Consider the following 25,173-nt stretch of genomic DNA (forward strand, 5'->3'; position numbering starts at 1 on the left):
CTTAACCAAACAGATTTATATCATGTCTAAAGCATTACTTGACCACTGGGACGACATACTATTACTCGATGAGCAGTTAACGGAAGAAGAGCGTATGATCCGTGATGCTGCACGTGACTATTGTCAGGAAAAACTGATGCCTCGCGTTCTAGAGGCAAATCGTCATGAAATTTTTGATCGCGAAATCATGAACGAGCTAGGCGAACTTGGTTTGCTAGGATCAACGATTGATGGCTATGGCTGTGCCGGTGCTTCCTATGTCGCTTATGGCCTGGTAGCTCGCGAAGTTGAGCGTGTCGACTCAGGTTATCGTTCTGCTTTGTCAGTTCAGTCCAGTTTGGTTATGCACCCCATTAATGCCTATGGCACAGAAGCGCAGAAAGAAAAATTCCTGCCAAAGTTAGCGACAGGCGAGTGGGTAGGTTGTTTCGGTTTGACTGAACCGGATTCTGGCTCAGATCCTGCGAGTATGAAAACGCGTGCCAAGAAGGTAGATGGTGGTTACCGTTTAACCGGCAGCAAAATGTGGATTACAAATTCGCCGATTGCTGATGTGTTCATTGTCTGGGCAAAAGACGATGAGGGTGACATTCGTGGCTTTATCTTAGAAAAAGGCATGGAAGGTCTATCAGCACCTAAGATTGAAGGCAAGTTTGCACTACGCGCCTCAATTACCGGTGAAATCGTTATGGACAATGTGTTTGTTCCGGAAGAAAACAAATTCCCTGAAATCAAAGGTCTTAAAGGCCCATTTGGTTGCTTGAACGTAGCCCGCTATGGTATTTCCTGGGGTGCATTAGGTGCAGCCGAGTTTTGCTGGCACGCTGCACGTCAATATGGCCTTGATCGTAAACAGTTCAACAAGCCATTGGCTTCGATGCAGTTGTTCCAGAAAAAACTGGCTGACATGCAAACTGAAATTGCATTGGGTCTGCAAGGTTCATTAAGAGTTGGCCGTTTAATTGATGAAAAACGTTTCAAGCCCGAAATGATTTCGCTGGTTAAACGTAACTCATGTGGTAAAGCTCTTGATATTGCTCGCATGGCTCGTGATATGCATGGTGGTAATGGTATTGCAGATGAGTACCACGTCATTCGTCATGCCATGAATCTGGAAGCTGTAAATACCTATGAAGGTACTCATGATATTCATGCCCTGATATTAGGTAGAGCACAGACCGGCTTACAGGCTTTTATGTAAGCTGATTTAAATCATCTAAAGGGCCTACCAGGGCCCTTTTTTTATGGCTAAAGTATTTGATCGGTAGGGTTTTCAGCCATATTTTGTGACTTTTAACGGACTTATTAATGCTTCACTTGTGAGAAACAAATCTGAGCGCTACACTGAAAACTAGGTAGTTAAAAGTCCAAGGAGGTCTTATGAACGTTTACGTGATTGAAACTCATTTACTTGATGGCGATCAGGATATAGCCGTTTTTGACAAGAAACCTAAGGCTGAACGCTATGTCGAAAGCCATGAACTGCATGGTAAACCGGAGGTTGTAAAAGTGCCGGTACGTGGATACCAGTCAAATCCCGATGAGGTTTATACTGCTTCAAACTACGATGCTGCGAGAGATATTCAGTTTTTTGAGGGCGTTTATGGTAACCAGAAAGAGGCTGAAATAGCTGCTGGCCCTAATGGATTGGTTCTTCATCGTTCTATACGGCATTGATATTTAAAGATTTTTTATTTTATTACATACTTTTACACACTCTATGGCTTGTAATTTACGTAAATATACGCAACCTTTAGCATAGAGAAGAGTCATTATTGGAAAGATTTCCCATTAAAGGTACATAGATGAACAAAAATAAATGGTTGGTTACGTTACTGGCTTTAACAATTCCGCTGAGCATTCAGGCGGAAGAAGTTAAAAATGCACCTTCAGAGAAGGCGGAAGAATTCGTCATTCCTGAGCCGGCCAGTTTAAGTATAAAGCCAGAAAATAAGTTTCGTGAGACAGGCAGAGTAATTTCTTTCCTGTTAATGCAAAGTCATTATGAACATCCTGATTTTGATGATGAACTCTCAGAAGAAGCTTTTAATCAGTTTTTAAAAGCCCTTGACCCTAATCGCAGTTACTTTTATGAAAAAGATATAGAGCAGCTCAACGATTACAAGACCTTGTTCGATGACGCACTAAGAACTGGTCGTATTGAACTGGCCTATGATTTCTTTGCATTATTTGAGGAGCGTTTCCGTGAACGCTATCTGTTTGCTTTAGAGCAACTCAAGAAGCCACTTGATTTTGACTCTGATAGTGAGTTTGAGTATGACCGTCGTGAATCTCCTTGGCCGAAAGATGAAAAGGAGATGAATGACATCTGGAAAAAGCGTGTGCTCAATGATGCTTTAAATCTAAAGCTTGCTGACCAGACTAATGAGCAAATTAAAGAAAAGCTGTCAAAGCGATATGAATCGGCAATCCGCCGACTTTCACAAACCAAAAGTGAAGATGTTTTCGGCTACTTCATGAATTCGGTAAGTGCAGCTATCGATCCCCATACGAATTACTACACCCCAAGACAGTTTGAAAATTTCACTATTAATATGAGCCTTAAACTGCAGGGTATTGGTGCAGTTCTCACTCAGGAAGACATGTTTACTAAGATTGTCTCCATCGTGAACAAAGGGCCGGCTGACAAGTCTGGCCAAGTTCATCCTAACGACAAAATTATTGGCGTTGCTCAAGGTGAAAAGGGCGAAATGGTCGATGTTATAGGATGGAGAAATGATGACGTCGTTGATCTAATTCGTGGCGAAGCCGGTAGTACTGTCCGTCTACAGATCATCCCGTATACCAAATCGGGAGATGGCATGCCTAAGGTTGTTAGTCTGGTCCGTGAGGAAATCAAACTTGAAGACCAGGCTGCCAAATCAAAAGTCCTTGAAGTAGAGCAGTATGACAAGAACTTTAAAATGGGTGTAATCGAATTACCTTCCTTCTATTCAGAAACCGTTGCTTCTAATAGCGATGGCAAAAGTGAAATCACCAGTACAACTAAAGATGTTGCGAAGCTAATTAAAGAACTTAATAAGCAAGAAATTAATGGTTTGGTGATCGACCTCAGAAATAATGGTGGCGGCTCTTTATCTGAAGTTGTCAATTTGGTTGGCCTATTTATTGATAAAGGTCCAGTGGTCCAAGGTAGGGATAGTAGAGGCCGACTACGTGTGCTTAAAGACACAGACTCTGGAGTAGCTTACCATGGCCCGCTTGCTGTGCTGGTTAATGGTGGAAGTGCCAGTGCATCTGAAATCTTCGCTGGTGCAATTCAGGACTACGGTCGTGGTATCGTTCTTGGCGAAAACACCTTTGGCAAAGGAACCGTTCAAAGCGTTGCTGATTTGAATCAATACATCAGAAACCCTGAAACACAGGTTGGTGCTCTTAAGTTAACCGTAGAAAAGTACTATCGTGTTACCGGTGAGAGTACTCAAAATAAAGGGGTTAAACCGGATATTGAGTTTCCTACTATTTTTGACGTTGAAGAATATGGCGAGAGCTCTTACGACAATGCTTTGGTCTGGGACACTATAAAGTCCACAAACTTCCAGAAAACAGAAGGTCTTCAGGAAGTCATTCCATTCTTGCGTTCTAAGCATCAGGAGCGAAAAAGCTCAAGTCAGGAGTTTTCATTCCTGGAAGAGGATATTACTCGAGCGACTGAACGTCGTGACGAGAAAGTGGTTTCGTTGAACTATGAAAAACGGTTGGCGGAACGTAAGCGCAATGATGAAATACGACTGGAGCGTGAAAATCTTCGCCGGAAAATTGAAGGTCTTGAGCCTTTAAAAGAGTTAGCCTCGGAAGAAGATGAGGAAGAAACAGAGTCCAGCAACATTACTGACATCGTTGATGAAGACCAAAAAGACTTGTTCCTTAAGGAAGCTGCCAATATCTTATCGGATTTAATCATGATAAGAGAAAAGCCTGAAATCGCGGCCAACTTTCTAGCCGAACAAAAGGCGGTTAAAAACTAATCACTCCTTTTCGATTAAGCCAGCATTCCGCTGGCTTTTTTGTATGAGATATAATAAAAAGGATTAAGAAACATACTTAGAGACCAATCCATGCAAGCACTACCACTTTTGTTGAGCACACTTTCAAAATTCGAAGAAATAATGAGCAAGCCTCTGATAAGTTTAAAAGAGGGGACAAGCATCAATTTGTGGCAACTATTGCTGGCTTTATTGTTTGTTATTTTAGCCTGGCTCGTTAGCCGTTTTGTGGCAAAGTTTATTGGTCGCAAAATTCTTAAGCTTATGAATATCAGTGATGACAATGTCATCATAATTCAGCGACTCGTTTTCTTCGTGATGCTCGGCATCATCGTCATAACTGTCTTATCATTTCTAAATGTTCCATTAACTGCCTTTGCCTTTATTTCCGGTGCAATTGCCATCGGTGTTGGTTTCGGTGCAAAGAATGTAATGGATAACTTCATCAGTGGTTGGATATTGATGTCAGAGCGTCCCGTCCGAATTAATGATGTGGTTGAAATGGATAGCCAGTTGGGTAGAGTCATTCAGGTTGGTAACCGTTCTACTATGATTCGCCGAATTGATGGTGCTCATATGGTGATCCCAAATAGCACATTACTTCAATCCAACCTTATTAACTGGACACTTGTCGATCCGAATATTCGTAATTCAATTAAAGTCGGAGTTGCTTATGGCAGCGATGTTGAAAAAGTAAGAGACATTCTATTCGACATTTTGAGTAACAACGAAAACGTTCTAAAGGACCCTGAGCCATCAGTTATATTTGAAGATTTTGGGGATAGCGCATTGCTCTTTGAGATATGGTACTGGGCACAGATTAATACCATTAGAGAGTTGCGTGGTATTCGCAGTGACCTGAGATTCGAAATTGATAAGAGATTCCGTGAGAATGATATCGTCATCGCGTTTCCACAAAGAGATGTTCACCTGCATTTTGCCGATGACGTTGCAAAGCAGCTGGCAAAAAAACTTGAAAATTCAGGTTCTCAACAATCTATTGAAGATAAGTCCAAAGGTAATAAAGCCGAAGACTCGGTAGAAGAGACTGAGAAAAGCCATAAACAGAGCTAAGGATAGTCGATATGACAGAGAAATATCATCCACCGATTGTTAGCCTACATTTAAATCGAAAAGGAGGATTAGTCAGTCCTGATTTAATTGATACGATGCATTCAGGTGATACTTTGACCTGGCATCATATTAATTATACTTCTCAAATAGCTAAAGATTGGCTCGACCAGGAAGCTAGAGTCAATGAGGTAGCGCAGGATATTTTGTTGCGCGCCGAAACTCGTCCACGCTTTTACATGGAAGATAGCTTTATGCTGATGTGTCTGCGTGGTGTAAACCTTAATCCAGGTTCACATCCGGAGGATATGATATCAATCAGGCTTTGGATCACGGAAGACACCATTATTTCCAGCTGTAATCGGCATAGCTGGTCAATTTCTGATATTAAGCAGGCCTTAGAGCAGGGTGCTGGGCCAAAGACCAGCGGTGAGTTTATTTCTTTGCTGGTTGAAAGGTTGGCCATACGGGTAGAAGAGTTTTTCGAAGAAATTGATGTAAATCTCGATAAGCAGGAAGATACATTAGTAGGTCTTGGTTTTGACGAATTTTATGCAGAAATTAGTCACCTACGACGCCAGAGTGCGACCATCAAACGTTATTTAACACCGCAAAAAGATGCGTTGGAGAAACTCTATCGCAGTCAAAGTCCAATTATCACCCGACAAGATTTAGATAATATCAGGGATGACCTCGATAAATTTACAAGACTATTAGAGGATATCGAATTAACACGAGAAAGAACCATTGTCCTGCAAGAAGAGTATCTTGCAAGAATTGCTCATCAGCAAAATAGCCGCTTATATGTTCTAGCAATAATTTCGGCGATATTCTTACCGTTAACATTTTTAACCGGTGTGTTTGGTATGAACGTAGCGGGATTACCAGGGTTGGAGCAAGAAAGCGCCTTTATGTATGTATCACTATTTTGCATTGTTATAGCGGTCGCATTACTTGCTTGGTTTAAGTATAAAAAGTGGTATTAGGCTATTACTAATTTTTGTAAAGCGAGTGTGTCACTTCTATCCATAGTCATGACACACAAAGGGGATGTGTTTACTTTATTCAATATCTAAGTATTTGAGGATTAGTGATTCTAGATAATCACAATACTTAACCACATAGTCATTACCATTAGTGTCATTAGCTAGCCATGGATTCATAATGGTGTGACGTAGTAGCATAATGCGATCACTTTCAAGAGTTTTATTTTTCACTTCCTTAACAAAGTATTTTTCCTGAATACCCAGCATATCGCTCAGTTCGACAGCATGATGGTCACTAATGTTTTTACGCATGATTTGCGTACTTGAACCGATAAATTCACGGTCCTTTGGTGAGCTGTCACGCGATATTTTTAAGTGCTGATAAATTTGTTTAGTGAAGTCATTCAAGTATGTAATTGATTTATTACCTACGGGATTAATGACGATACAGATCAAATTAGTATCAGGTGTGTAAGGCAAACATAAGTTTGCTCGACCCTTGATTTTTTCTTTTAGCTCAAGCAGTTTGTCGAAAAAATATTCTGAAGTTTTAATACTCTGGCGTATCACTTTGCCAAAGTTTTTGTAATCAAGCGGCAACACCTGATTGGTGACATAGCTGGCGGCAGCTACCGAACCTGGCTTCGAACCTTCCAGAATGTATTGTCCTAATTTTTCAAACTGCTTTGTTGCCGGCGTTTCTATAGACTTATCCATCTCTTCAAATACATAGGGAGCTTCCTGTGTCAGCAAATCAGTAATATTCTGATTCCGGCTAATGAAGCCTCCGGCACCAAATGGTAAATACCCAAGCTTGTGCGGGTCGATGGTTACCGAGTCTACATCCTTAACGCTGGTTATCGAGTTAAATACTTCTTTAGAAGGGAAGTATTTGAACATCTTTTTAGCTTTACCATGGCTCATGGTTGAACCATCTATCTGGCGGAACATGCTGGCCAGATAACCGCCCCATGCCGCATCAACATGAACATAAAAATCTAAGCCTTTGGCACTGAATTCGTCTCTCAACTCTAAAATTTTATGTATAGGATCTACCGTGCCAAACTCTGTGGTTCCTAGAATACCTACACAAGCCAGTATAGGAATGTTTTTGCTTAAAGCTCCTTCTAGGGTTTTACGCAGGGCATGCACATCTAATCGCATATTGGAGTGAACTGGAATTTTAGCCAGTTGATCAGAGCCAAACCCCATCACTCGCATTGCTTTTTGCCAACTATAATGTGCAGAACCAGGGACTAGAACCAGTGGCTGCTTCAGACCAAGGTGGTTTGAATAGAAGTAGGCTGGGCCAACGCTTTCAATTCGATATTGATCGACACAGTCACTAAACTGTTCAGCAATTTCCGGATAAGCTTCATTTATCGCTTTTTCTGTTTCATGTTTAAGAGACAAAACATTATCAATCGATAAGTTTGTTAATTGCCATAAGTTAGCTTCTATCAGCTTGCCATTAAGAATAATGCTATTTGGTAATTTAAGTTCTAATTTTTTTACCGCTTCTGCAAGCGCAACGGGGTAATACTTTGCGGCTCTAAAGTTCCATAGACTTTCATAGTTAGCCACAGTGCCACCGGAGGTTAAATGTCCCCAGGCGCAAGGTGACTTATTAGGGTCAGTGTTAAAACCAAACATATCAGCAAATTGCTTGCCAACTTTTAATTCAAGATCGACAGTAACGGTTGCTGCTTCAAATGACACATTATTTGGGTTGTAAAGTGTCGTTACCATTTGCGCTATCAAACCCGGCATCATCAAATCGGAACACATATGTCCGATATAGCGAGGACTAAAGAATGGAACAGATTTTTTTAGTGAAGCGGTTAGCTTATGAAGCTCCGTGCGCATCTTGGCTATCGCTTCCTGATACTCTGGCGATTGTGACGCAAAAGTAGATATCGCCGGTAAGTCTTCCGGGTGGATGTTTCGACGCCAATAAATATGGTCGCGCAATAACTCTGTTAGAACCTTCTCGAAAACGTCATTGTTTTCTCCATAAGGCCCTAAAAAGTATGGTGCTAAAAACTCTAAATTCATGATCTTTTATCCTAAGATGTTTTAAACAGAGTAGTGTGATTCACTCAAGGGCGTATTGATCATAATCAACTAGAATGCTTTTGGAGTCTCAACTAACCGAAACTAGGCCTTTGAGAGATTTTCCGCAACCAAACGAACTTTTATTAGTAAGTCATTAACAGTTTCTTTCGAAACCGGCTGGTTATAACGCTTCTTATAACCATACTCAGTCAATACCAGATGCTGTTCTGGAACTACTCCATGGTTAGCCAGACACGCCTTCGCACAGGCCAGGTGGCAACCATCAATGGCAATGATTCTTCGTCCCGATTTGGCCTTTTTAACCAACGAAGGGACGTTTCCACCAACACCGGCAATACAGGACATCTCTGCCTTTTTTTCTGCATTGAGGGTGACGGCCAGGTGATTCGCAGTTTGCGCGAGGTTGGAACAACCCGAGCATGAATAAACAAGAGGTTTTTCGTTTGTTGCCATAAAACACCAACCAAAATGTCTCTGTTAGCTGGGTGGTCAATGTAACGCTTAGCTGGCGAGTAGCAATTGATCTGAGTCAATTAAGAAGTATAAAAAATATAGGTTTAGATTGAGCTAGATCAAGGATTGATATACCACATATTGATTAAATCGATGTCGAGAACACAATATATTGAATCTGTGTCGGTGATTCCAGCGAGCAGATAGCAATGGAGATAATGATATGGGTATAGAAATAGAAAAGGCACCGATGCCAATCAAGATTGTAAAGAGGGATTTGTCAGAAGCCAAGTTCGAACGCTCAAAGATTTATGAAGCAATTTTAAAAGCGGGTAAAGCTTCTGGGGAATTTGACGCTGATGAAGCAGAAAAATTAACCCGTCAGGTAATTGATGTTTTAAGTTTTCGATTTACCAATCTGACTGTGCCGACTGTCGAACAGGTGCAAGATATTGTAGAACACTGTCTGGCTGTGAATCAGTATTTTACGACCGCCAAATCTTATATTTTGTACCGCGAAAAACACAAGCAGATTCGTGAGAATAAAAAAACCTTGCTGGATATTACCTCATCGGTGGAAGAGTATTTATCGGGCTCCGACTGGCGGGTTAAAGCTAATGCCAATCAGGGCTATTCTTTGGGCGGTTTAATCCTGAACGTCTCTGGAAAGGTTATTGCCAACTATTGGCTTAATCACATTTATGAGCCAGAAATTGGCCAAGCGCATCGTAATGCTGATCTTCATATTCATGACCTTGATATGCTTGCAGGATACTGTGCGGGCTGGTCGCTGAGAACTTTGTTGCACGAAGGTTTAAATGGTGTCCCTGGCAAGATTGATTCTGGCCCTCCAAAGCATTTATCAAGCGCCATTGGACAAATGGTCAATTTTTTAGGAACTCTACAAAACGAATGGGCAGGCGCTCAGGCTTTCAGTTCTTTTGATACCTATCTGGCACCTTATATTCGTAAAGATGCCATGAAGTATGAAGATGTAAAACAGTGCATTCAGGAGTTCATTTATAACTTAAACGTTCCCTCACGTTGGGGAACTCAGACCCCGTTTACCAACATTACCCTAGACTGGGTTTGTCCCGAAGATTTGCGTGAACAGATCCCTATTATTGCTGGCGAGGAAATGCCTTTTGCCTATGGTGATCTGCAAAAAGAAATGGAAATGATTAATCGCGCTTATATTGAAGTTATGATAGAAGGGGATGCCAAGAAACGTGTCTTTACCTTCCCAATCCCAACTTACAATATTACACCGGACTTTGACTGGGAATCTGAAAATTCAGATTTACTGTTTGAGATGACGGCAAAGTACGGCCTGCCATACTTCCAGAATTTCATCAATTCAGAGCTTTCACCGAATATGATTCGTTCGATGTGTTGTCGTTTGCAACTCGATTTGCGGGAACTACTTAAGCGCGGCAATGGTTTGTTTGGTTCTGCTGAGCAAACTGGTTCTCTGGGTGTTGTCACTATCAACTGCGCACGACTCGGCTATCTCTATAAAGGTGATAAAAAGGCCTTGCTTGATAGAATTGATGAGCTGATGTTGCTTGCTAAAGACTCTTTAGAAGTTAAGCGCAAGGTTATTCAGCATTACATCGACAGTGATTTATTCCCGTATACCAAGCGTTACTTAGGAACATTACGGAATCACTTCTCAACAATTGGCGTCAATGGCATTAATGAGATGGTTCGTAATTTCACCAATGATGAGCACGATATTACGTCAAAAGAGGGGCATGCTATAGCGATTGAACTGCTCGATCATGTACGTTCTCGAATGGTGCAGTTCCAGGAAGAAACAGGTCATCTGTATAATTTGGAAGCGACACCTGCCGAAGGGACAACATACCGTTTTGCTAAAGAAGACAAGAAACGCTATCCAGATATTCTTCAGGCTGGTTATGAAGATGCCCCTTACTATACAAACTCATCGCAATTACCGGTTGGCTACACTGATGATGCTTTCGAAGCTCTTGAACTCCAAGATGAGTTACAGAGTAAATATACCGGTGGCACCGTACTGCATCTGTATATGGGCGAACGCATTTCCAGTGCGGAAGCTTGTAAAAAGATGGTTCGTAAAACCTTAACCAATTTCCGCTTACCTTATATCACCATCACACCAACGTTCTCGATTTGTCCTGTACACGGTTATTTGCAGGGTGAACATGAATATTGTCCTCGCTGTGACGAAGTCTTGGTTCAAAAGTCAGGCGGACAGAATAGTGAAAAGGTGTGTTGCTGATGTTTGAATTTTATTTACAGGATGCTGAGTTAGTGAATTTGTATCACTTAAATAAGTATGACCTAAAGCTTTCAACAACAAAGGAGAAACCTACAATGCAACTTAACAACCAAGATCGCCAAAAGTGTGAAGTTTGGACACGAGTGATGGGCTACCATCGTCCGGTGTCAGCCTTTAACAAAGGCAAGCAATCTGAACACAAAGAACGTCAACATTTTAAAGAGCGTGCTTAATGCTCAAGGAATCGCAATCTGTCAGCAACATTAAGTCAGATGTAGCCTTAAGAGTAGGGGGCATCACGCCCCTTACTACTATAGATTTTCCTCATCATCTGTCGTGTGTAATTTATTGCCAGGGCTGCGCCTGGCGCTGTCGCTATTGCCATAATCCTGAGTTGATACCCACCAAGGCTGATCAATCTTATGAATGGCACTCACTAATTGAATTTCTGCATAAGCGAAAAGGCTTACTTGAAGCTGTTGTATTTAGTGGTGGCGAACCATTACTACAATCAGCATTAGTTCCAGCAATTGAAACAGTCAAAGCTATGGATTTCAAAGTGGGGTTGCACACTGGAGGTTCTGCACCAAAGCGTTTTAAAGCAGTTCTTCCTAATGTCGACTGGGTGGGTTTTGATGTTAAAGATTTGCCCGAATATGGAGACGCTATCATACGTGTTAATGGAGCCGCCGAGGCGAATTGGCAAAGTCTAGATATGCTACTGGAAAGTGGTGTGGATTACGAATGCCGGACAACTGTACATTGGAATTTAACCAATCCGGAGCGTGTTTTAAAGCTTGCAGAAACCTTAGCCTCAAAAGGTGTAAAAAATTATAATCTGCAAATTGCCCGCAATAAGAACACTCTTGATGAAAGCCTGCGCAGTGATGAGTTTTCCTACTCTATGGTTGATAAGGAAACCCGTCAGCAACTCTGCACTGCAATAGAGCCCATGTTTAATAAGTTTAAATGGGTAGAGTAAAGAGTTAGTAAATTTACAGGCTAGCCACCCCCTCACTCGATTCTAAATAATATTCAGACAAACGATCCCTTTGTAGCACGGTAACCTTGCCATTACTAAATGAAAATACATTCTCATCTTCAAATTTCTTTAGTAATCGGGAGAAAGTTTCAGGACGAATGGATAGTTTCCCTGCTATGGATTTTTTTGAAATGTTGATCGGGAAAGTGCCGCCATCGTCAATATCATGTGGCATCATATCGTAGACGAAGCGAGCGACACGCTGTGATGCATCCAGCACGGTAAGCATCTCTATTTCATTGATGTGGCCACGCATTTTAAGGCAGATATTACCAAGCATCTTCATAGCAAGATCGCTATTGTTATGTAGCAGGTTATAAAAGTATTCACTAGGTACCGCTAATATCTGGGTACGCTTAGTACTGGTAGCATTTATAGGGTAGAATTTCTTTTGCAAAAACATTAAAGCTTCCACAAAAGTATCATTGCCATTTACGAACTTAATGATTTTTTCCTTACCTTCGGTTGAAATCAGGTGCAGCTTGACTTGCCCGTCAAGCACTAGAAAAAAGTACTTGGCGGGCTGTCCTTGACTGATTACAGGCTTATTTGGCTTAAAGTAGGTAAGTTTACTGATGGCCAGTAGCTTTTGTAACTGTTCATCGCTGAGGCAGTTAAACATGGCGTTGCGGCGCAGTGTCGGCGCCAGGTTTGTAAGTTGCATAGCTTCCATCATAATCTCTCTATATTTATTTAAGCCAAAATAATGACCATGTCAGCTAGTTAAAAGTTAGCAACCAACATGAGCCATACTTTTCGTGTGTCGACTGAATAACCATCCGACGAATAGTCTGCCAACTTAGCCACAAAGCTTAAGTTCTTATCAATTTTGGATGTATAGTTGACCCCAATTTCTGAACCGTAATCCTGAGAAGTGGCTTCTGCTTTGAAGTCGTGATAAACCAATCCAAATGATTGCATTGAGAACTTTGCATTAACTGCGAAATAAGTATCCTCAATGCCTGCGTCTGGAGTTACTAAGAACTGATCAGCCCAGCCCTGGAACTTATGTTTAGTAGCTAAAGGAGTTTGAAATGCTTGTCCTGATACAGAGTCATCACCAGACAGAACTTCCTGTGCAATAATGAAGCTTATGTTCTGCATTTGGTAACCAACTTCCAATAGCTGATAGTCGCTATCTAAATTGTTTGGGTTATCTTCGTATTCTGATTGCTTGGCATATTCGGCATTTACAAAGAAGGGAAGGTCAGACGTTGGCTTCAGACTGTAGCGCGCACCAATGGTTTTGGTTGAACTTAATGGCGCTTCCTTAAAGTCCAGAAAATAGCCATAGAAGTTTAGGCTCATGCTATCTGCTAAAGACCAATCATAGTTTACGAAATGACTGCGTGTATCAACATTTCCATCGGTGATAGTGTTGATGTTGTTTACATAAGCGTAGGTAAGGTTCGTATTGTTAATGGATTTATTATTTATCAGAACACCATCATAGGTCTGCTCATTCTGACGCCAGCCCACACCGCCTACAAAACGTTGTGTGCCTAGATTGATCCGTTGACGGCCCGCTATTACCTTGGTGTTATCGAAGCCACTGTAGGTCAATGCAGCCTGATTGATTTCTGTGGCTTCTGGATCGGCTACTACCGAATAATCGGTATTGCCGTTTAATGTGCTGTTATAATCATCTCTGTTAGTTACAGCGCTGACGTTATCAACCTCAAGTTTAAAGCTGAAATCATTATAGGACTGGGTATCAAGTGTTACCCTGGAAAGCAGGGTAGAGGCCGTTGCATCTTCTAGTGCATTATCCTGATCAACGTCTTCCAGACGATAGCGGAAATGCCATTTAACGTCGGTATTTTCCAGCGACTCGGCAAAACTGCTGGCTTCTTGTTTGGATTCACTTGCCTGCGTTACTGTAGAGCCGAGCAAAAGGGCTGTAGCCACGGCAAGCGATATGTTGGTCAAACGGGTCATAGTCATCTCCAATATTCTTTATTTTTCACTTGACACCATACCGTAATTAATTGATGCGACTTTGACATATATCAATAAAAGCATTCTTAATGCATCTTTATGCTCAGTATTACAATAGCGCTATCGGTAGGGGCAGACTTTGAGTAATCCCCAGGAGTTTGCGTTAAAGCTTTAGCTCAACAATAGCCTTGTCATTGCGAGTCGTGAGGTCATTTTTTGACCGAATGACGTGGCAATCTCGTGAAGAATATTTCAGTAGTCTTTTTGACCAGATTGCCGCGCTCCTTTTACTCGCTCGCAATGACGTGCTACTTATTAATTGAGCCAGATTACTGCTAACTATTTGAATTAGTTATCTATTATAATGGGATCCTTCAGGGGCAGACCTGCGTGTCTGCCCTTATCAAGATCGAATAACATGCTAGTCGGGCGGACACGCAGGTCCGCCCCTACCCGGAACGAGTAATTAATTACTTGTTTCTACAAATTCTTCATTAGCAACGACATGGAGTCGATATGGTCAACATTAACACCTTCTGGAAGTTGCAGAACCACTCGATGGCCTGAACCCGGTGCAATCTCCATAGACTGCCCCTTTGTAGATTCCATATTATTGAGCTGAAAGTACTGGTTACCGTTTGGTGTCATAATTTCCAGGGTATCGCCAACTTCAAAACAATTTTTTACCTCAACGGTTATCGTATCATCGGTTTTATCACTGACTTCACCGACAAAAAGCTGGCGGTCGCGAATTGAATTACCAGTTTCGTAGTTTTGATATTCATCGTGTACGTGGCGACGGTAAAAGCCTTCGGTATAACCTCGATGAGCAAGCTTTTCTAGCTCATCCATTAGCTTCATATTGAAGGGTTTTCCAGCCGCAGCATCATCAATGGCCTGGCGATAGACTTGGGCTGTACGAGCAACGTAATAGTGTGACTTGGTACGGCCTTCGATTTTAAGCGAATCAATTCCCATTCGAGCAAACTGATCCACATGCTGTACAGCACGCAAATCTTTTGAGTTCATGATATAGGTGCCATGTTCATCTTCAAACACAGGCATATACTCGCCGGGGCGCTCTTTCTCCTGTAATAAAAACACTGACTGAGGATCGACTGTTTGCACGGTTGGCTCTAATTGGCTCACTGCAATAATATCGCCTGCTTCGTTTTCTGTGGCTTCGTGCAAATCGTATTTCCAGCGACAGGCATTGGTGCAAGTGCCTTGATTCGGATCGCGATGATTAAAATATCCTGAAAGCAGACAGCGGCCCGAATAAGCCATACATAAAGCACCATGCACAAAAACTTCAAGTTCCATCTCGGGACAATGAGTTTTAATTTCCTCAATCTCTTTAATCGACAATTCGCGCGATAAAATGACTCGCTTGATGCCTTGCTGATACCAGAACTTCACCGTTGCATAGTTGGTCGCGTTGGCTTGCACTGAAAGATGCACTTCCTGTTCCGGGTAAGCTTCGCGAACCATCATGATTAGTCCGGGATCAGACATAATCAGGGCATCAGGATTTAAGGCAATCACTTCCTTGATGTCATCCATGAATGTTTTAATTTTGCTATTGTGAGGCGCAATGTTGCTGGCGATGTAGAACTTTTTATCCTGCGCATGAGCTTCTTCGATGCCGATGCCAATATTATCCAGGCCAAAGTCATTATTACGTACTCTTAAGCTGTATCTGGGTTGTCCCGCATAAACGGCATCAGCGCCATAAGCAAAGGCATAGCGCATATTTCTTAATGTCCCCGCGGGGGACAATAGTTCTGGTTTTTTCATAGGGTTGAAGTTGGGTTACAGTGGTTAACAGTCGTGTTGATCTTTGAAGCTACTCTTCATAGGCTCAGATGATTTTGCAGGAAAATTAGCTGCAAAATCACCGAGCTCAATGGCCTCATGAATATGATCGATAATATTGCTATCCATGATGTTGTAGATATCTTCAAACTGCTTAATGATGAAGTATGTTGTTTGCAGAATATCTATCCGATAAGGCGTTCTAAGCGCAGTCATTAAGTCAAATGGTTTACGAACAGGCTTATCACTTACCAGGCTATAAACAGTTTCCTCAGTAGAAGAGAGGATACCTGCACCATAGATTTTCAAATCATCTTTGGCCTGCTGGATTAATCCAAACTCGACCGTAAACCAGAACACTCTAGCCAGATAGACGCGCTCCTGTTTAGAAGCAGCCAAACCAAGTTTGCCATAATTTTCAACAAATTTAGCAAACACCGGATTGGTTAGAAGCGGGCAGTGTCCATAAATTTCATGGAATATGTCCGGCTCCTGTAGGTAATCAATTTCTTCTCGAGTTCGAATAAAGGTTGCAGCAGGAAATTGTTTATTAGCTAATAACTCAAAGAACTTACCGAACGGTATCAAAGCTGGTACTGCAGCGACTTCCCAGCCTGTTTCTTTGCGGAGAACACGGTTAATGTCCGGTAACTGAGGAATACTGTTGCTGGACATTTGAAGGCGTTCAAGGCCATCCATATAGGCATCGCATGCTCGGCCCTTAATTAACTCCATCTGGCGCTTATAAAGAATTTCCCAAGTGCCGTTTTCTTCCTCGGTATAATCAACAAAACCAATTTGGTCAGGTGTTTTAGCTTGATAAGCCGTCATCGTTATACCTCGGCAAACTCTTCGCTATGCAGCCAGTCAGCGTGTTTAGGAGCTTTTTTAGTTTTGCTCCATTCTTCCAACATATCCCACTTGACTTCATCGAGCTTACGCATCATGTCATTGCTGGCAGTAATGCAGGTTAACTCCAGTCTGTGGCCATTTGGATCAAAGAAGTAGATGGACTTAATAATTTCATGATTGGTCGGGCCAATTACCTCAATACCGTGCGCTTCAATATCTTTTTTGGCCTGCATTAATGCGGCTTCGTCCTTTACACGAAACGCAATATGCTGGACCCACTCAGGTGTATTGGGATCTTTTCCCATCTTTGGCGAGTTAGGTAACTCAAAGAAAGCAAGTATGTTTCCGTTACCTGCATCCATAAACAGGTGCATGTAAGGGTCTGGTTCTTTGGTAGAGGGTACTCGGTCTTCGGCAATCGCCAGAATGAAATCCATATTCAATACTTTGGTATAGAACTGAACTGTTTCTTTGGCATCATTGCAGCGATAGGCTACGTGGTGTATCTGTTCAATTTTCATTTTACTCCCCTTACAGTACGCCGCGTTTCTTTTGGTCGCGCTCGATTGACTCAAACAAAGCTTGGAAGTTACCCTCGCCAAACCCAAGGTTATTGGCACGTTGAATAATTTCTATAAAGATTGGGCCGAACAAATTCTTGGTGAAAATCTGAAGCAGGTATGAGTTTTCGTCACCATCCACCAACACTTGATGATCCTGAATTCGTTGATGATCTTCGCGAACATTGGGCACGCGATCGAATACGGTTTTGTAGTAATCTTCATGGATATCCAATGTTTCTATGACAGAGTGGTCAAGCTTATCGAGTGAATCCAGAATATCATTGGTTTCAAAAGCAATATGCTGCACGCCAGGACCATTATATTCTCTAAGGTATTCATCAATCTGGTTACGGTCGTCGCCTTTGCCTTCATTAATAGGAATGCAGAAACTACCGTCCGGAGAGCGTAGTGCATAAGACAGTAGTGCTGTTTCCTGGCCTTTAATATCGAAATAACGAACTTCACTGAAGCCAAAAACATTTTTATAGAAATCAGCCCATTTCTGCATGGTGCCTTTGTATACGTTATTGGTTAGGTGGTCGATGCGTAGGAAGCCTTTATTCTCTACAATGACAGGATTGTCTAAATCTTCAAAATCCTGTTCATAGATAGAGCCTGGATTGTCTTGAGAAATGCTTTCTGAACCCGCAAAGGTATCAATGAAATAGATTAAGCTATCGCCAATACCATAAATTGCAGGGTAGGGAAGATCGGTGTCTTCAGGATTGGCGGGTTTTGCACCACGGTCAATGGCAATGGATAACGCTTTTTCGGCATCATCAACACGCCAGCCCATTGAGGTAATTGCTGGCCCATGACTTTTGGCAAACTCACGTGAAAAGCCAGCTCGCTCCCGATTGATTAAAAAATGAATGTCATTCTGGTTATAGTAATAGATGTCCTTTCCTTTAAATTTCTTTAGCTTAGAGAAGCCAAAGGCCGCGAAAACCTTTTCCATGTAATCGCTGTCAGGACTGGCGAATTCAGTAAACTCAATACCGCGAAGACCTAAATAATTATGATTTTCAGACTGTTCAGTTGCATGTGCCATAACAGAAGCCCCATATTTTCAGCTATAAAAATGTGAGCGTAAGATTAACGGCTAGCGAGCAAAAAGCTCTTGACCTGGATCAAGCCGAAGTTATATAGCGGTGTGGTTTGACCTGAAGACTTAAAAAGTTAAGAGTTGTAAGCTAGGACTTAAGTTTCAAAATCCGAATAGCTCCGAATAAAACAACCATGCCAATGATTAAACCAATAATAAGGTCAGGGTATCGTGAACCAGTCCATGCAACCAGAGCGCCGGCTAGGATAACGCCAGCATTGGCTATGACATCATTTGCTGAAAAAATCCAGCTTGCCTTCATGTGCGCTCCTTGTTCTCGCTGTGCGGAGATGAGCCATAAGCAGACCACATTGGCTAGCAAGGCGAGCAGTCCAATGATCATCATTAGATCAGATGTGGGCTCACTACCAAACCAATAGCGGCGAAAGACTTCGAATAATGCTCCAAAAGCTAATAACAACTGCAACCACCCAGACAAATGAGCTACTGTTAACTTTTGTTTAGCAGTATGTCCGACTGCATACAGTGCCATCCCATAGACTGTAGCATCTGCAAACATGTCCAGAGAATCTGCAATTAGGCCGGTAGATTGAGCAATCCAGCCAATGGTCATTTCAACCAGGAACATGATGCCATTGATTAGCAGTAACCATTTTAAGATTTTGGCCTGTCGAGCATCATGATCCCGATTCTGTTGTTGAATAGAGGCCAGTTTTGTTGATTCTACAGACTCTGTTTTAACTATGTATGCTCCATAGTTGAGGGAATCCATTTTGTGCTTAATCTGCTCAAGATTATTCTGATGATAAATCGCAACCGTTCGATTTTGAATGTCACATTGAATGGCAACCTTGGGCTCAATATCATCTAGCACCATTCGGATCATCCTCTCTTCAGAGGGGCAGTCCATTTTTGGGACTTTAAAGTGGCTTACTGAGTGGTATTGTTCCAGGTTGCTATTTGGCTCATGGGACTCCTCGTTGTCGCAGCCACAGCATTCATAATTATCTTTTGTCACAAATTAACTTTTCTCTTCTGCTTTGACGTCACTTTCTTTGACTACCTTTTTAGCATTGTAGCCAAAATGCAGTGTAAAGAATGTAATGATGCTAATTAATAAAGCGACTTCGTATCGGCTGTAGGCAGCGGCAATACCTATTGCACCCGTTGCCCAGATACTGGCTGCGGTAGCAGTTCCACTGACTTTATTATCATTTTTTAAGATAGCGCCACCTCCGATAAAACCAATACCAGTGATTATTCCTGATACGACTCGAGCCTCAGCGTCTGAGCCATCGAATATGTCTATGCCAATAAGAACAAAACCACAGGCCGCGATGCTAACCAACGGAAATGTACGCAAACCAGCACCGCGTGCTTTTGCCTCACGGTTCAGTGCAATAGGAAGTGCCAATACATAGGCTGCAGCTAAGGTTATGCTGTGCATTCCCACAAGAGACCAATTAATATCAATCATTTAGCATTCCTTTTTAAAGTTATACATTTATTTAAATGAGCTTATCAAATTCGTGATTTTTATTCAGGCAGAGGAATAAATTCTAGCTCATCCCCGGGCACTTTGGGATATTTGCCATTTTTCCAATCCTGCTTAGCCTGCTCAATCCGCTCTTTACGGCTGGAAACAAAGTTCCATTCGATGTAGCGCTTTCCTAAGTGTTCGCCACCAATCAGAGCCACGCGGCTAGATTTTATAGCGGTAACTTTTAATCCGGGCTTTCCACTCAAAATAGCCATTGAGTGTTCTTCAATAGTGACACCATCAATTTCAACTTCACCCTCGACCACATAAAGCCCACGCTCATCGGCTTCTGGAAGCGATAGTATTTGTTCATGATCCAAGCTTGCCTCAAGATAAATGGTCTTAGCAAAAGTTTTTACTGGCGATGTTTTACCGAAGGCATTCCCCATCATAACCTTAACTGTTACACCATTAACCTCAAGCTCAGGAATATCCGCGCTCGAGTAATGATAGAAAGCTGGATCAATCTCTTCATCCTTTTCAGGCAAGGCGAGCCATAACTGTAAACCGTGTAACTGATGGACCGAATCAGTTACTTCACGGCGCTCACGTTCAGAATGAACAATGCCTTTACCAGCTACCATCAAATTAATATCACCAGGTTGAATGGGCTGTTCGCTACCTAATGAGTCACGGTGAAGGATTTCACCCGCAAATAGATAAGTTACTGTGGCGAGATTAATGTGTGGATGTGGACGAACGTTAACGCCTTGACCGGGCTGAAATACTGCCGGACCCATGTGATCAAAGAACACCCAAGGGCCAACCTGTTTCTGTTCAGTTGTGGGGATTGAGCGCCGTACCATAAACTCACCCAAGTCCTTATCGCGAGGTGTGATGACTCTTTCAATGGCAGAGCAGGGCTTTTCCTGACACTGTATTTCCAGTTCATTGTTTGCAAGGTTGCTCATTCGTTTGCCTCCTTAAATCACTAAATGCAGTACATTCTACTATAAACTAAAATTGACCTTTCTTTTGATATATATCAAGAAATCCATTCTATAAAGAGTTAATCTAACTCTAGGGCCAATATCAAGGAAAAGGGAAACATTATGGCGAACACAGATTCAAAAGTTGCACTGGTTACTGGTGGCAGTGCGGGGATAGGAAAGGCAATCGTAGAAGCATTTGCAGAACGTGGCGACTCGGTGGTCATTAGTGACGTCGATCAGGAGCGTGGTGAAAAGCTGGCCGACAGCATTCGACAGAATGGCGGTGATGCCTTATTCGTAAAAGCCGATGTGTCCGATTTAGATTCGGTTAAACGCCTTTTTGAAACTATCAAAGACCGATATGGACGTCTTGATTATGCAGTTAACAATGCCGGTATTGAAGGCGAACAGAATGAAACTGCTGATTGCACTTTTGAAAACTTTGATAGGACTATTAAAGTCAATCTGTATGGCGTTTTCTATGGCATGAAGCATGAACTAGACATCATGCGCGAGCAGGGTAGTGGTGTGATCGTCAATATCTCCTCCATTGCCGGTGAAGTAGGCTTTATGAATTTACCCGCCTATTGCGCGTCAAAAGGTGGCGTTATTCAGCTCACCAAAACAGCAGCACTTGAATACGCCACTCGTAATATTCGCGTCAACGCCATTTGCCCAGCAGTGATCATGACCGAAATGGTTGAACGCATTACCAACCACGACCCGGCGATCCAGGCAGAGTTTGCAAAATTGCAACCTATGGAAAGGGTCGGAAAGCCGGAAGAAATAGCTGACAGTGTCATGTGGCTCTGCTCAGACAAATCGAGTTTTGTTACTGGCCAGGCCATCAATATCGATGGCGGTTATTTGGCAAGGTAGCCCTTTTACTGAATACCCCTTAACGTTAGTCCAATTATGCCTGTTTGCTGAAAAGTTCACAGGCATTTTTTTTATTGCAATTTAAAATCAGCTGTCTAGTATTTGCTCTTGTAGGGTACCCAAGGGGCAGCCCCTGCGTCGTGACGCACCGCTCTTAGTCATTGCAAGTAGAAATAAAGTAGAAAACAATGAACTCATTAAAACAAATAACTATAGACACTGTAAGAATTCTTACTTTCCGCCGACCATCAGCTTCTATTTCAACTGAGTGGCATGGATACCTCTTGTTTGGTCTTGTTTTTACCTGGATTGCCGGAATAGGCCGTTATTGGGATAGCCCTAGAGCAGAATTGTGGCAATATTTAGGACTGGGTTCTGTTGGTTATGTCTTTATACTTGCCCTGACTATCTGGCTTTTACTTATTCCATTAAAACCTGTCCGTTGGTCTTACAAGAACGTTCTAATATTTATTACTCTAACCTCACCTCCGGCTATTCTTTACGCAATTCCTGTGGAACGCTTTATGAGTCTTGAGGCAGCACAAAGTACAAATGCCTGGTTTCTAGCAATCGTAGCAACCTGGCGGGTGGCTTTGTTGGTATGGTTTCTGAAAAGTTTAGCCCGTCTTTCTGTAATGAGAATTGTGGTTGGTACATTGCTTCCCTTAACACTGATTGTTGTTGTCTTGTCTATTCTTAACCTTGAGCACGTCGTATTTAATATAATGGCGGGCATAAAACCGGAGGAGCGTTCACCCAATGACATGGCATATTTTGTGGTATTAGGAATGGCCTACTTCTCAATGATGGCAGCTCCTTTTCTACTGGTTATTTATGCATGGCTTGCTTATGATTCTCGTAAGAAGAGTTAAATAGCAATTCTAGGAGAACTATAAATGCTCTCACGCCGTACATTTTTAAAAGGTTCTTTGTTGTCTGCTTCGGCTATTGCTTTACCGGGTATGGCTAAATGGGAAACAAAAGCTTCTTTACCATTTAATGTTCAAGAAATTTATCCAGCGGTTCATAAAGGCAAGATTTATGTGGCTGGTGGTTTAACGGTTAAAGATAATCAGCTTGAGCTTTTGTCGGATGTCGTTACTTATGACCCAGTAACGAACGCTTGGGAACTGTCGACTGCATTACCTGAACCAAGACACCATCCTTTCCTGATGTCTCATAATGATAAACTTTTCGCTTTTAGTGGTTTTACCATTTCCGAGCGTGGTAGCTGGACCGGCAGTCGAGATGTCTTGGTGCTTGATGAAGAAAACAATCGTTGGCGCAAATATCCAAACCACATGAGTTACCCGCTGTGTGAAACTGTAGGTACTGCTATTGATGGTCGTATTCATCTGGCCAGCGGAAGAAGACCTAAAGGATTGAGTAACGGTAACTGGAGTGATCACACTGACGCCAGTAGCCACAAAGTGTTCGATCCTGAGAGGATGACCTGGGATTGCGCACATCCGATTCCTACTGCTCGCAACAGTGCGGCTGGTGCATATTATAATAAATTATGGCACGTCATTGGTGGCCGAACCGTTGAAGGTGGCAATCTAGATACGCATGAAGTTTATGATTACAAAGAAGACAAGTGGCGTAAGCTTGCGCCATTACCACAAGCGCAAGGGGGCCTTGCGGCGGCTGTACTGAATAATCATATTTATGTTTTTGGCGGTGAGTATTTTGACAATGGCGGTGGCGTTTATAAAAAAGTCTGGCAGTACTCCCCAAAAGAAGATAAGTGGCAACACATCGACGATATGCCTGTACCACGTCATGGTCTAGGAGCTGTTACGATTGATGATAGTATTTATGTGGTTGCAGGGGCGACGCAAGCAGGTGCAAGAGGCACCAGCAATAGGCTTTCAGTGTTTAAGTTATAACTTCTAAAGGATTTATCATGAGTTCACAAGTTTCTAACATCAAACAAATTGCTATTACTGTCAGCGATGTTGATAAAGCTTTAGAGTTCTATCGAGACATTTTGGGTTTGGAGTTTCTCTTTAGTGCAGGCCCTAATTTAGCTTTTCTTAATGCCCATGGCGTTAGGATCATGCTAAGTACCCCTCAAGGCGCTGGAGCTGTCGGCGCGAACTCGATACTGTATTTTAACGTCACTGATATCGAGTCTGCTTATAAGGAATTCGTGGGGCAGGGCGCAAAAGAGGAGCGTGCACCACAATTGGCAGCCAATATGCCTGATCACGATTTGTGGACTGGCTTCCTTCGCGATCCGGATGATAACCTTGTAGGTTTAATGGAAGAAAAAGCTCCAGCTTGAAAATTTATTTCATTCACGTAGGCTGTATCAAAACCAATTGATGGAGTCTGCATGAGTGATTCGAAAAAATCGCTAACCTTATTGGGCGCTGTTTCAATGGGTACGGGCGTCATGATAGGCGCTGGCATTTTTGCTTTAACGGGGCAAATAGCTGAGTTAGCCAATGCCTTATTCCCGCTGGCTTTTCTTACTGGCATGATTGTTACCAGTATTTGCGCATATTCCTACATCAAACTCTCACAAAACTATCCTTCTTCCGGCGGCATCGCTATGTTTCTACAAAAGGCTTATGGAAAGGGGGCTACTACGGCAATTTTTGCGCTATTAATGTTCTTTTCGATGATCATTAACCAAAGCCTGGTTGCCAGAACATTTGGCACTTATACATTACAGCTTTTTGAGATTGAGCAGTTAGGACAGTGGGCCGTTCCGTTATTAGGAGCATTGTTACTGGTATTTGCTTTTCTGATTAACATTATAGGTAATAAATACATTGAAAGGCTTTCCGTAGTGATGGCTTTCATTAAAGCCATTGGCTTATTCCTGTTAGCATTGGGCGGTTTATGGGCTGCTGGCTTTGATTTCAATAGTCTATTTGATACCGCGAATCGGTCGCAGCTCACAGATAATTTAAACATAGACCCAGCCTGGGGTTTTATATCAGCGGTGGCTTTAAGTGTTTTAGCTTATAAGGGCTTCACCACAATAACTAATAGTGGTGATGAACTCACCGAACCTAAGAAGAATATTCCTAGAGCTATTGCCATTGCGATTGGCATTTGCACCTTTGTTTATTTACTGGTTGCGGTTTCAGTTAGCAGTAATCTTAGTATTCCCGAAATAGTTTCTGCTCGTGATTATTCTTTAGCTGAAGCGGCAAGACCAGCCTTTGGACAATGGGGACTGACGATTACCGTGTTATTTGCGATTGTAGCGACGGTTTCGGGTGTTATTGCCAGTATTTTCGCCGTTTCCAGAATGCTGACCATGCTTACTGATATGAAGTTGGTTCCGCATAGCCATCTAGGTATGCCCGGAAATATTCAAAAGCATAATGTGGTGTATACCGTCGTTATTGCCATGTTTTTGACTCTATTTTTTGACTTAAGTCGAATTGCTTCCATGGGTGTTATTTTCTATATCATTATGGATATTGCTATTCACTGGGGCGTATTGGTTAAGTTGAGGAAAGATGTAGGTGCCAACCCGATGATTGTTTTAACAGCCATCGCACTGGATGTCATCATACTCTCTGTATTCCTTTGGATTAAATGGCAAATGGATCCCTTTGTTATCTGGGCAAGTTTAATCGGGTTGTCTTTAATTGTTGCAGGAGAACTTATTTTCCTACGAGTTCTCAAGAATAAAACTCAATAAAATCAGATGCTTGAATAATCTATCAA

Annotated in this window: 24 protein-coding genes; 13 read left to right on the top strand and 11 right to left on the bottom strand. The window is 42.2% G+C overall.

The features are described 5' to 3' along the window. Window positions 1-22: 22 nt before the first annotated feature. The 5 genes from CW740_RS05780 to CW740_RS05800 all read left to right on the top strand — a co-directional run bounded on the left by CW740_RS05780 (window position 23) and on the right by CW740_RS05800 (window position 6,064). Complete coding sequence (locus CW740_RS05780) at window positions 23-1,201, top strand: acyl-CoA dehydrogenase (RefSeq protein ID WP_106646640.1); 1,179 nt, start codon at window positions 23-25, stop codon at window positions 1,199-1,201. Between the two features lie 179 nt (window positions 1,202-1,380). After that, a complete protein-coding gene (locus CW740_RS05785; protein ID WP_106646641.1) occupies window positions 1,381-1,677 on the top strand; it encodes a hypothetical protein in 297 nt (98 codons plus the stop codon). A 128-nt stretch (window positions 1,678-1,805) separates the two neighbouring features. Further along, window positions 1,806-3,989, top strand: a complete 2,184-nt coding sequence (locus CW740_RS05790; RefSeq protein WP_106646642.1) for a carboxy terminal-processing peptidase — start codon at window positions 1,806-1,808, stop codon at window positions 3,987-3,989. A 90-nt stretch (window positions 3,990-4,079) separates the two neighbouring features. Beyond that, complete coding sequence (locus CW740_RS05795) at window positions 4,080-5,081, top strand: mechanosensitive ion channel family protein (RefSeq protein ID WP_106646643.1); 1,002 nt, start codon at window positions 4,080-4,082, stop codon at window positions 5,079-5,081. An 11-nt stretch (window positions 5,082-5,092) separates the two neighbouring features. Beyond that, on the top strand, window positions 5,093-6,064 hold the full coding sequence (locus CW740_RS05800; protein ID WP_106646644.1) for a zinc transporter ZntB: 972 nt from the start codon (window positions 5,093-5,095) through the stop codon (window positions 6,062-6,064). A gap of 75 nt (window positions 6,065-6,139) precedes the next feature. Here CW740_RS05800 and CW740_RS05805 read toward each other — a convergent pair whose 3' ends face one another. Together CW740_RS05805 and CW740_RS05810 are read right to left on the bottom strand one after the other, a co-directional pair. Beyond that, window positions 6,140-8,119, bottom strand: a complete 1,980-nt coding sequence (locus tag CW740_RS05805; RefSeq protein ID WP_106646645.1) for a pyridoxal phosphate-dependent decarboxylase family protein — start codon at window positions 8,117-8,119, stop codon at window positions 6,140-6,142. A 102-nt stretch (window positions 8,120-8,221) separates the two neighbouring features. After that, window positions 8,222-8,593 (bottom strand): putative zinc-binding protein, encoded by a 372-nt coding sequence (locus tag CW740_RS05810; protein WP_106646646.1) that lies wholly within the window; start codon window positions 8,591-8,593, stop codon window positions 8,222-8,224. 223 nt (window positions 8,594-8,816) lie between these two features. On the opposite strand from CW740_RS05810, the gene CW740_RS05815 reads away from it, so the two are divergent. From CW740_RS05815 to CW740_RS05825, 3 genes are all read left to right on the top strand, one after another. Further along, on the top strand, window positions 8,817-10,856 hold the full coding sequence (locus CW740_RS05815; protein WP_106646647.1) for a ribonucleoside triphosphate reductase: 2,040 nt from the start codon (window positions 8,817-8,819) through the stop codon (window positions 10,854-10,856). A gap of 95 nt (window positions 10,857-10,951) precedes the next feature. After that, entirely contained in the window at window positions 10,952-11,089 is a 138-nt protein-coding gene (nrdD, locus tag CW740_RS12565) for an anaerobic ribonucleoside-triphosphate reductase (RefSeq protein ID WP_026309329.1), read from the top strand. Then, complete coding sequence (locus tag CW740_RS05825; RefSeq protein WP_106646648.1) at window positions 11,089-11,838, top strand: anaerobic ribonucleoside-triphosphate reductase activating protein; 750 nt, start codon at window positions 11,089-11,091, stop codon at window positions 11,836-11,838. Before nrdD ends, CW740_RS05825 begins: the two co-directional genes overlap by 1 nt. 13 nt (window positions 11,839-11,851) lie before the next feature. Here CW740_RS05825 and CW740_RS05830 read toward each other — a convergent pair whose 3' ends face one another. The 9 genes from CW740_RS05830 to CW740_RS05870 all read right to left on the bottom strand — a co-directional run bounded on the left by CW740_RS05830 (window position 11,852) and on the right by CW740_RS05870 (window position 20,583). After that, window positions 11,852-12,574, bottom strand: coding sequence for a Crp/Fnr family transcriptional regulator (locus CW740_RS05830; protein WP_106646649.1), 723 nt, complete (start codon window positions 12,572-12,574; stop codon window positions 11,852-11,854). Between the two features lie 47 nt (window positions 12,575-12,621). After that, window positions 12,622-13,836, bottom strand: a complete 1,215-nt coding sequence (locus tag CW740_RS05835; protein ID WP_106646650.1) for an alginate export family protein — start codon at window positions 13,834-13,836, stop codon at window positions 12,622-12,624. Window positions 13,837-14,316: 480 nt separating this feature from the next. Beyond that, window positions 14,317-15,633 carry a prephenate-dependent tRNA uridine(34) hydroxylase TrhP gene (trhP, locus tag CW740_RS05840; protein ID WP_106646651.1) on the bottom strand — a complete coding sequence of 439 codons (1,317 nt, stop codon included), beginning with the start codon at window positions 15,631-15,633 and terminating at the stop codon, window positions 14,317-14,319. Window positions 15,634-15,657: 24 nt separating this feature from the next. Further along, entirely contained in the window at window positions 15,658-16,482 is an 825-nt protein-coding gene (phhA, locus tag CW740_RS05845; RefSeq protein ID WP_106646652.1) for a phenylalanine 4-monooxygenase, read from the bottom strand. Window positions 16,483-16,484: 2 nt separating this feature from the next. Next, window positions 16,485-17,024 (bottom strand): VOC family protein, encoded by a 540-nt coding sequence (locus CW740_RS05850; RefSeq protein ID WP_106646653.1) that lies wholly within the window; start codon window positions 17,022-17,024, stop codon window positions 16,485-16,487. Window positions 17,025-17,034: 10 nt separating this feature from the next. Then, window positions 17,035-18,117 carry a 4-hydroxyphenylpyruvate dioxygenase gene (gene hppD, locus CW740_RS05855; protein WP_106646654.1) on the bottom strand — a complete coding sequence of 361 codons (1,083 nt, stop codon included), beginning with the start codon at window positions 18,115-18,117 and terminating at the stop codon, window positions 17,035-17,037. 142 nt (window positions 18,118-18,259) lie between these two features. Then, complete coding sequence (locus tag CW740_RS05860) at window positions 18,260-19,150, bottom strand: cation transporter (protein WP_264755068.1); 891 nt, start codon at window positions 19,148-19,150, stop codon at window positions 18,260-18,262. A 3-nt stretch (window positions 19,151-19,153) separates the two neighbouring features. After that, window positions 19,154-19,609, bottom strand: a complete 456-nt coding sequence (locus CW740_RS05865; RefSeq protein ID WP_106646655.1) for an MgtC/SapB family protein — start codon at window positions 19,607-19,609, stop codon at window positions 19,154-19,156. 59 nt (window positions 19,610-19,668) lie between these two features. Next, window positions 19,669-20,583: a pirin family protein gene (locus tag CW740_RS05870; protein WP_106646656.1), complete on the bottom strand. Its 915-nt coding sequence runs from the start codon at window positions 20,581-20,583 to the stop codon at window positions 19,669-19,671. 141 nt (window positions 20,584-20,724) lie between these two features. Here CW740_RS05870 and CW740_RS05875 point away from each other — a divergent pair, with 141 nt between their 5' ends. The 5 genes from CW740_RS05875 to CW740_RS05895 all read left to right on the top strand — a co-directional run bounded on the left by CW740_RS05875 (window position 20,725) and on the right by CW740_RS05895 (window position 25,147). Then, window positions 20,725-21,483 (top strand): SDR family NAD(P)-dependent oxidoreductase, encoded by a 759-nt coding sequence (locus tag CW740_RS05875; RefSeq protein WP_106646657.1) that lies wholly within the window; start codon window positions 20,725-20,727, stop codon window positions 21,481-21,483. Between the two features lie 188 nt (window positions 21,484-21,671). Next, window positions 21,672-22,355 (top strand): hypothetical protein, encoded by a 684-nt coding sequence (locus CW740_RS05880; RefSeq protein ID WP_157826399.1) that lies wholly within the window; start codon window positions 21,672-21,674, stop codon window positions 22,353-22,355. 24 nt (window positions 22,356-22,379) lie between these two features. After that, window positions 22,380-23,372: a Kelch repeat-containing protein gene (locus tag CW740_RS05885; RefSeq protein WP_106646659.1), complete on the top strand. Its 993-nt coding sequence runs from the start codon at window positions 22,380-22,382 to the stop codon at window positions 23,370-23,372. 17 nt (window positions 23,373-23,389) lie between these two features. Then, entirely contained in the window at window positions 23,390-23,770 is a 381-nt protein-coding gene (locus tag CW740_RS05890; protein WP_106646660.1) for a VOC family protein, read from the top strand. A 51-nt stretch (window positions 23,771-23,821) separates the two neighbouring features. Continuing rightward, window positions 23,822-25,147, top strand: a complete 1,326-nt coding sequence (locus CW740_RS05895; protein WP_106646661.1) for an APC family permease — start codon at window positions 23,822-23,824, stop codon at window positions 25,145-25,147. Window positions 25,148-25,173: the final 26 nt, after the last annotated feature.

This window comes from Kangiella profundi, assembly GCF_002838765.1.
GTDB classification, from domain to species: domain Bacteria; phylum Pseudomonadota; class Gammaproteobacteria; order Enterobacterales; family Kangiellaceae; genus Kangiella; species Kangiella profundi.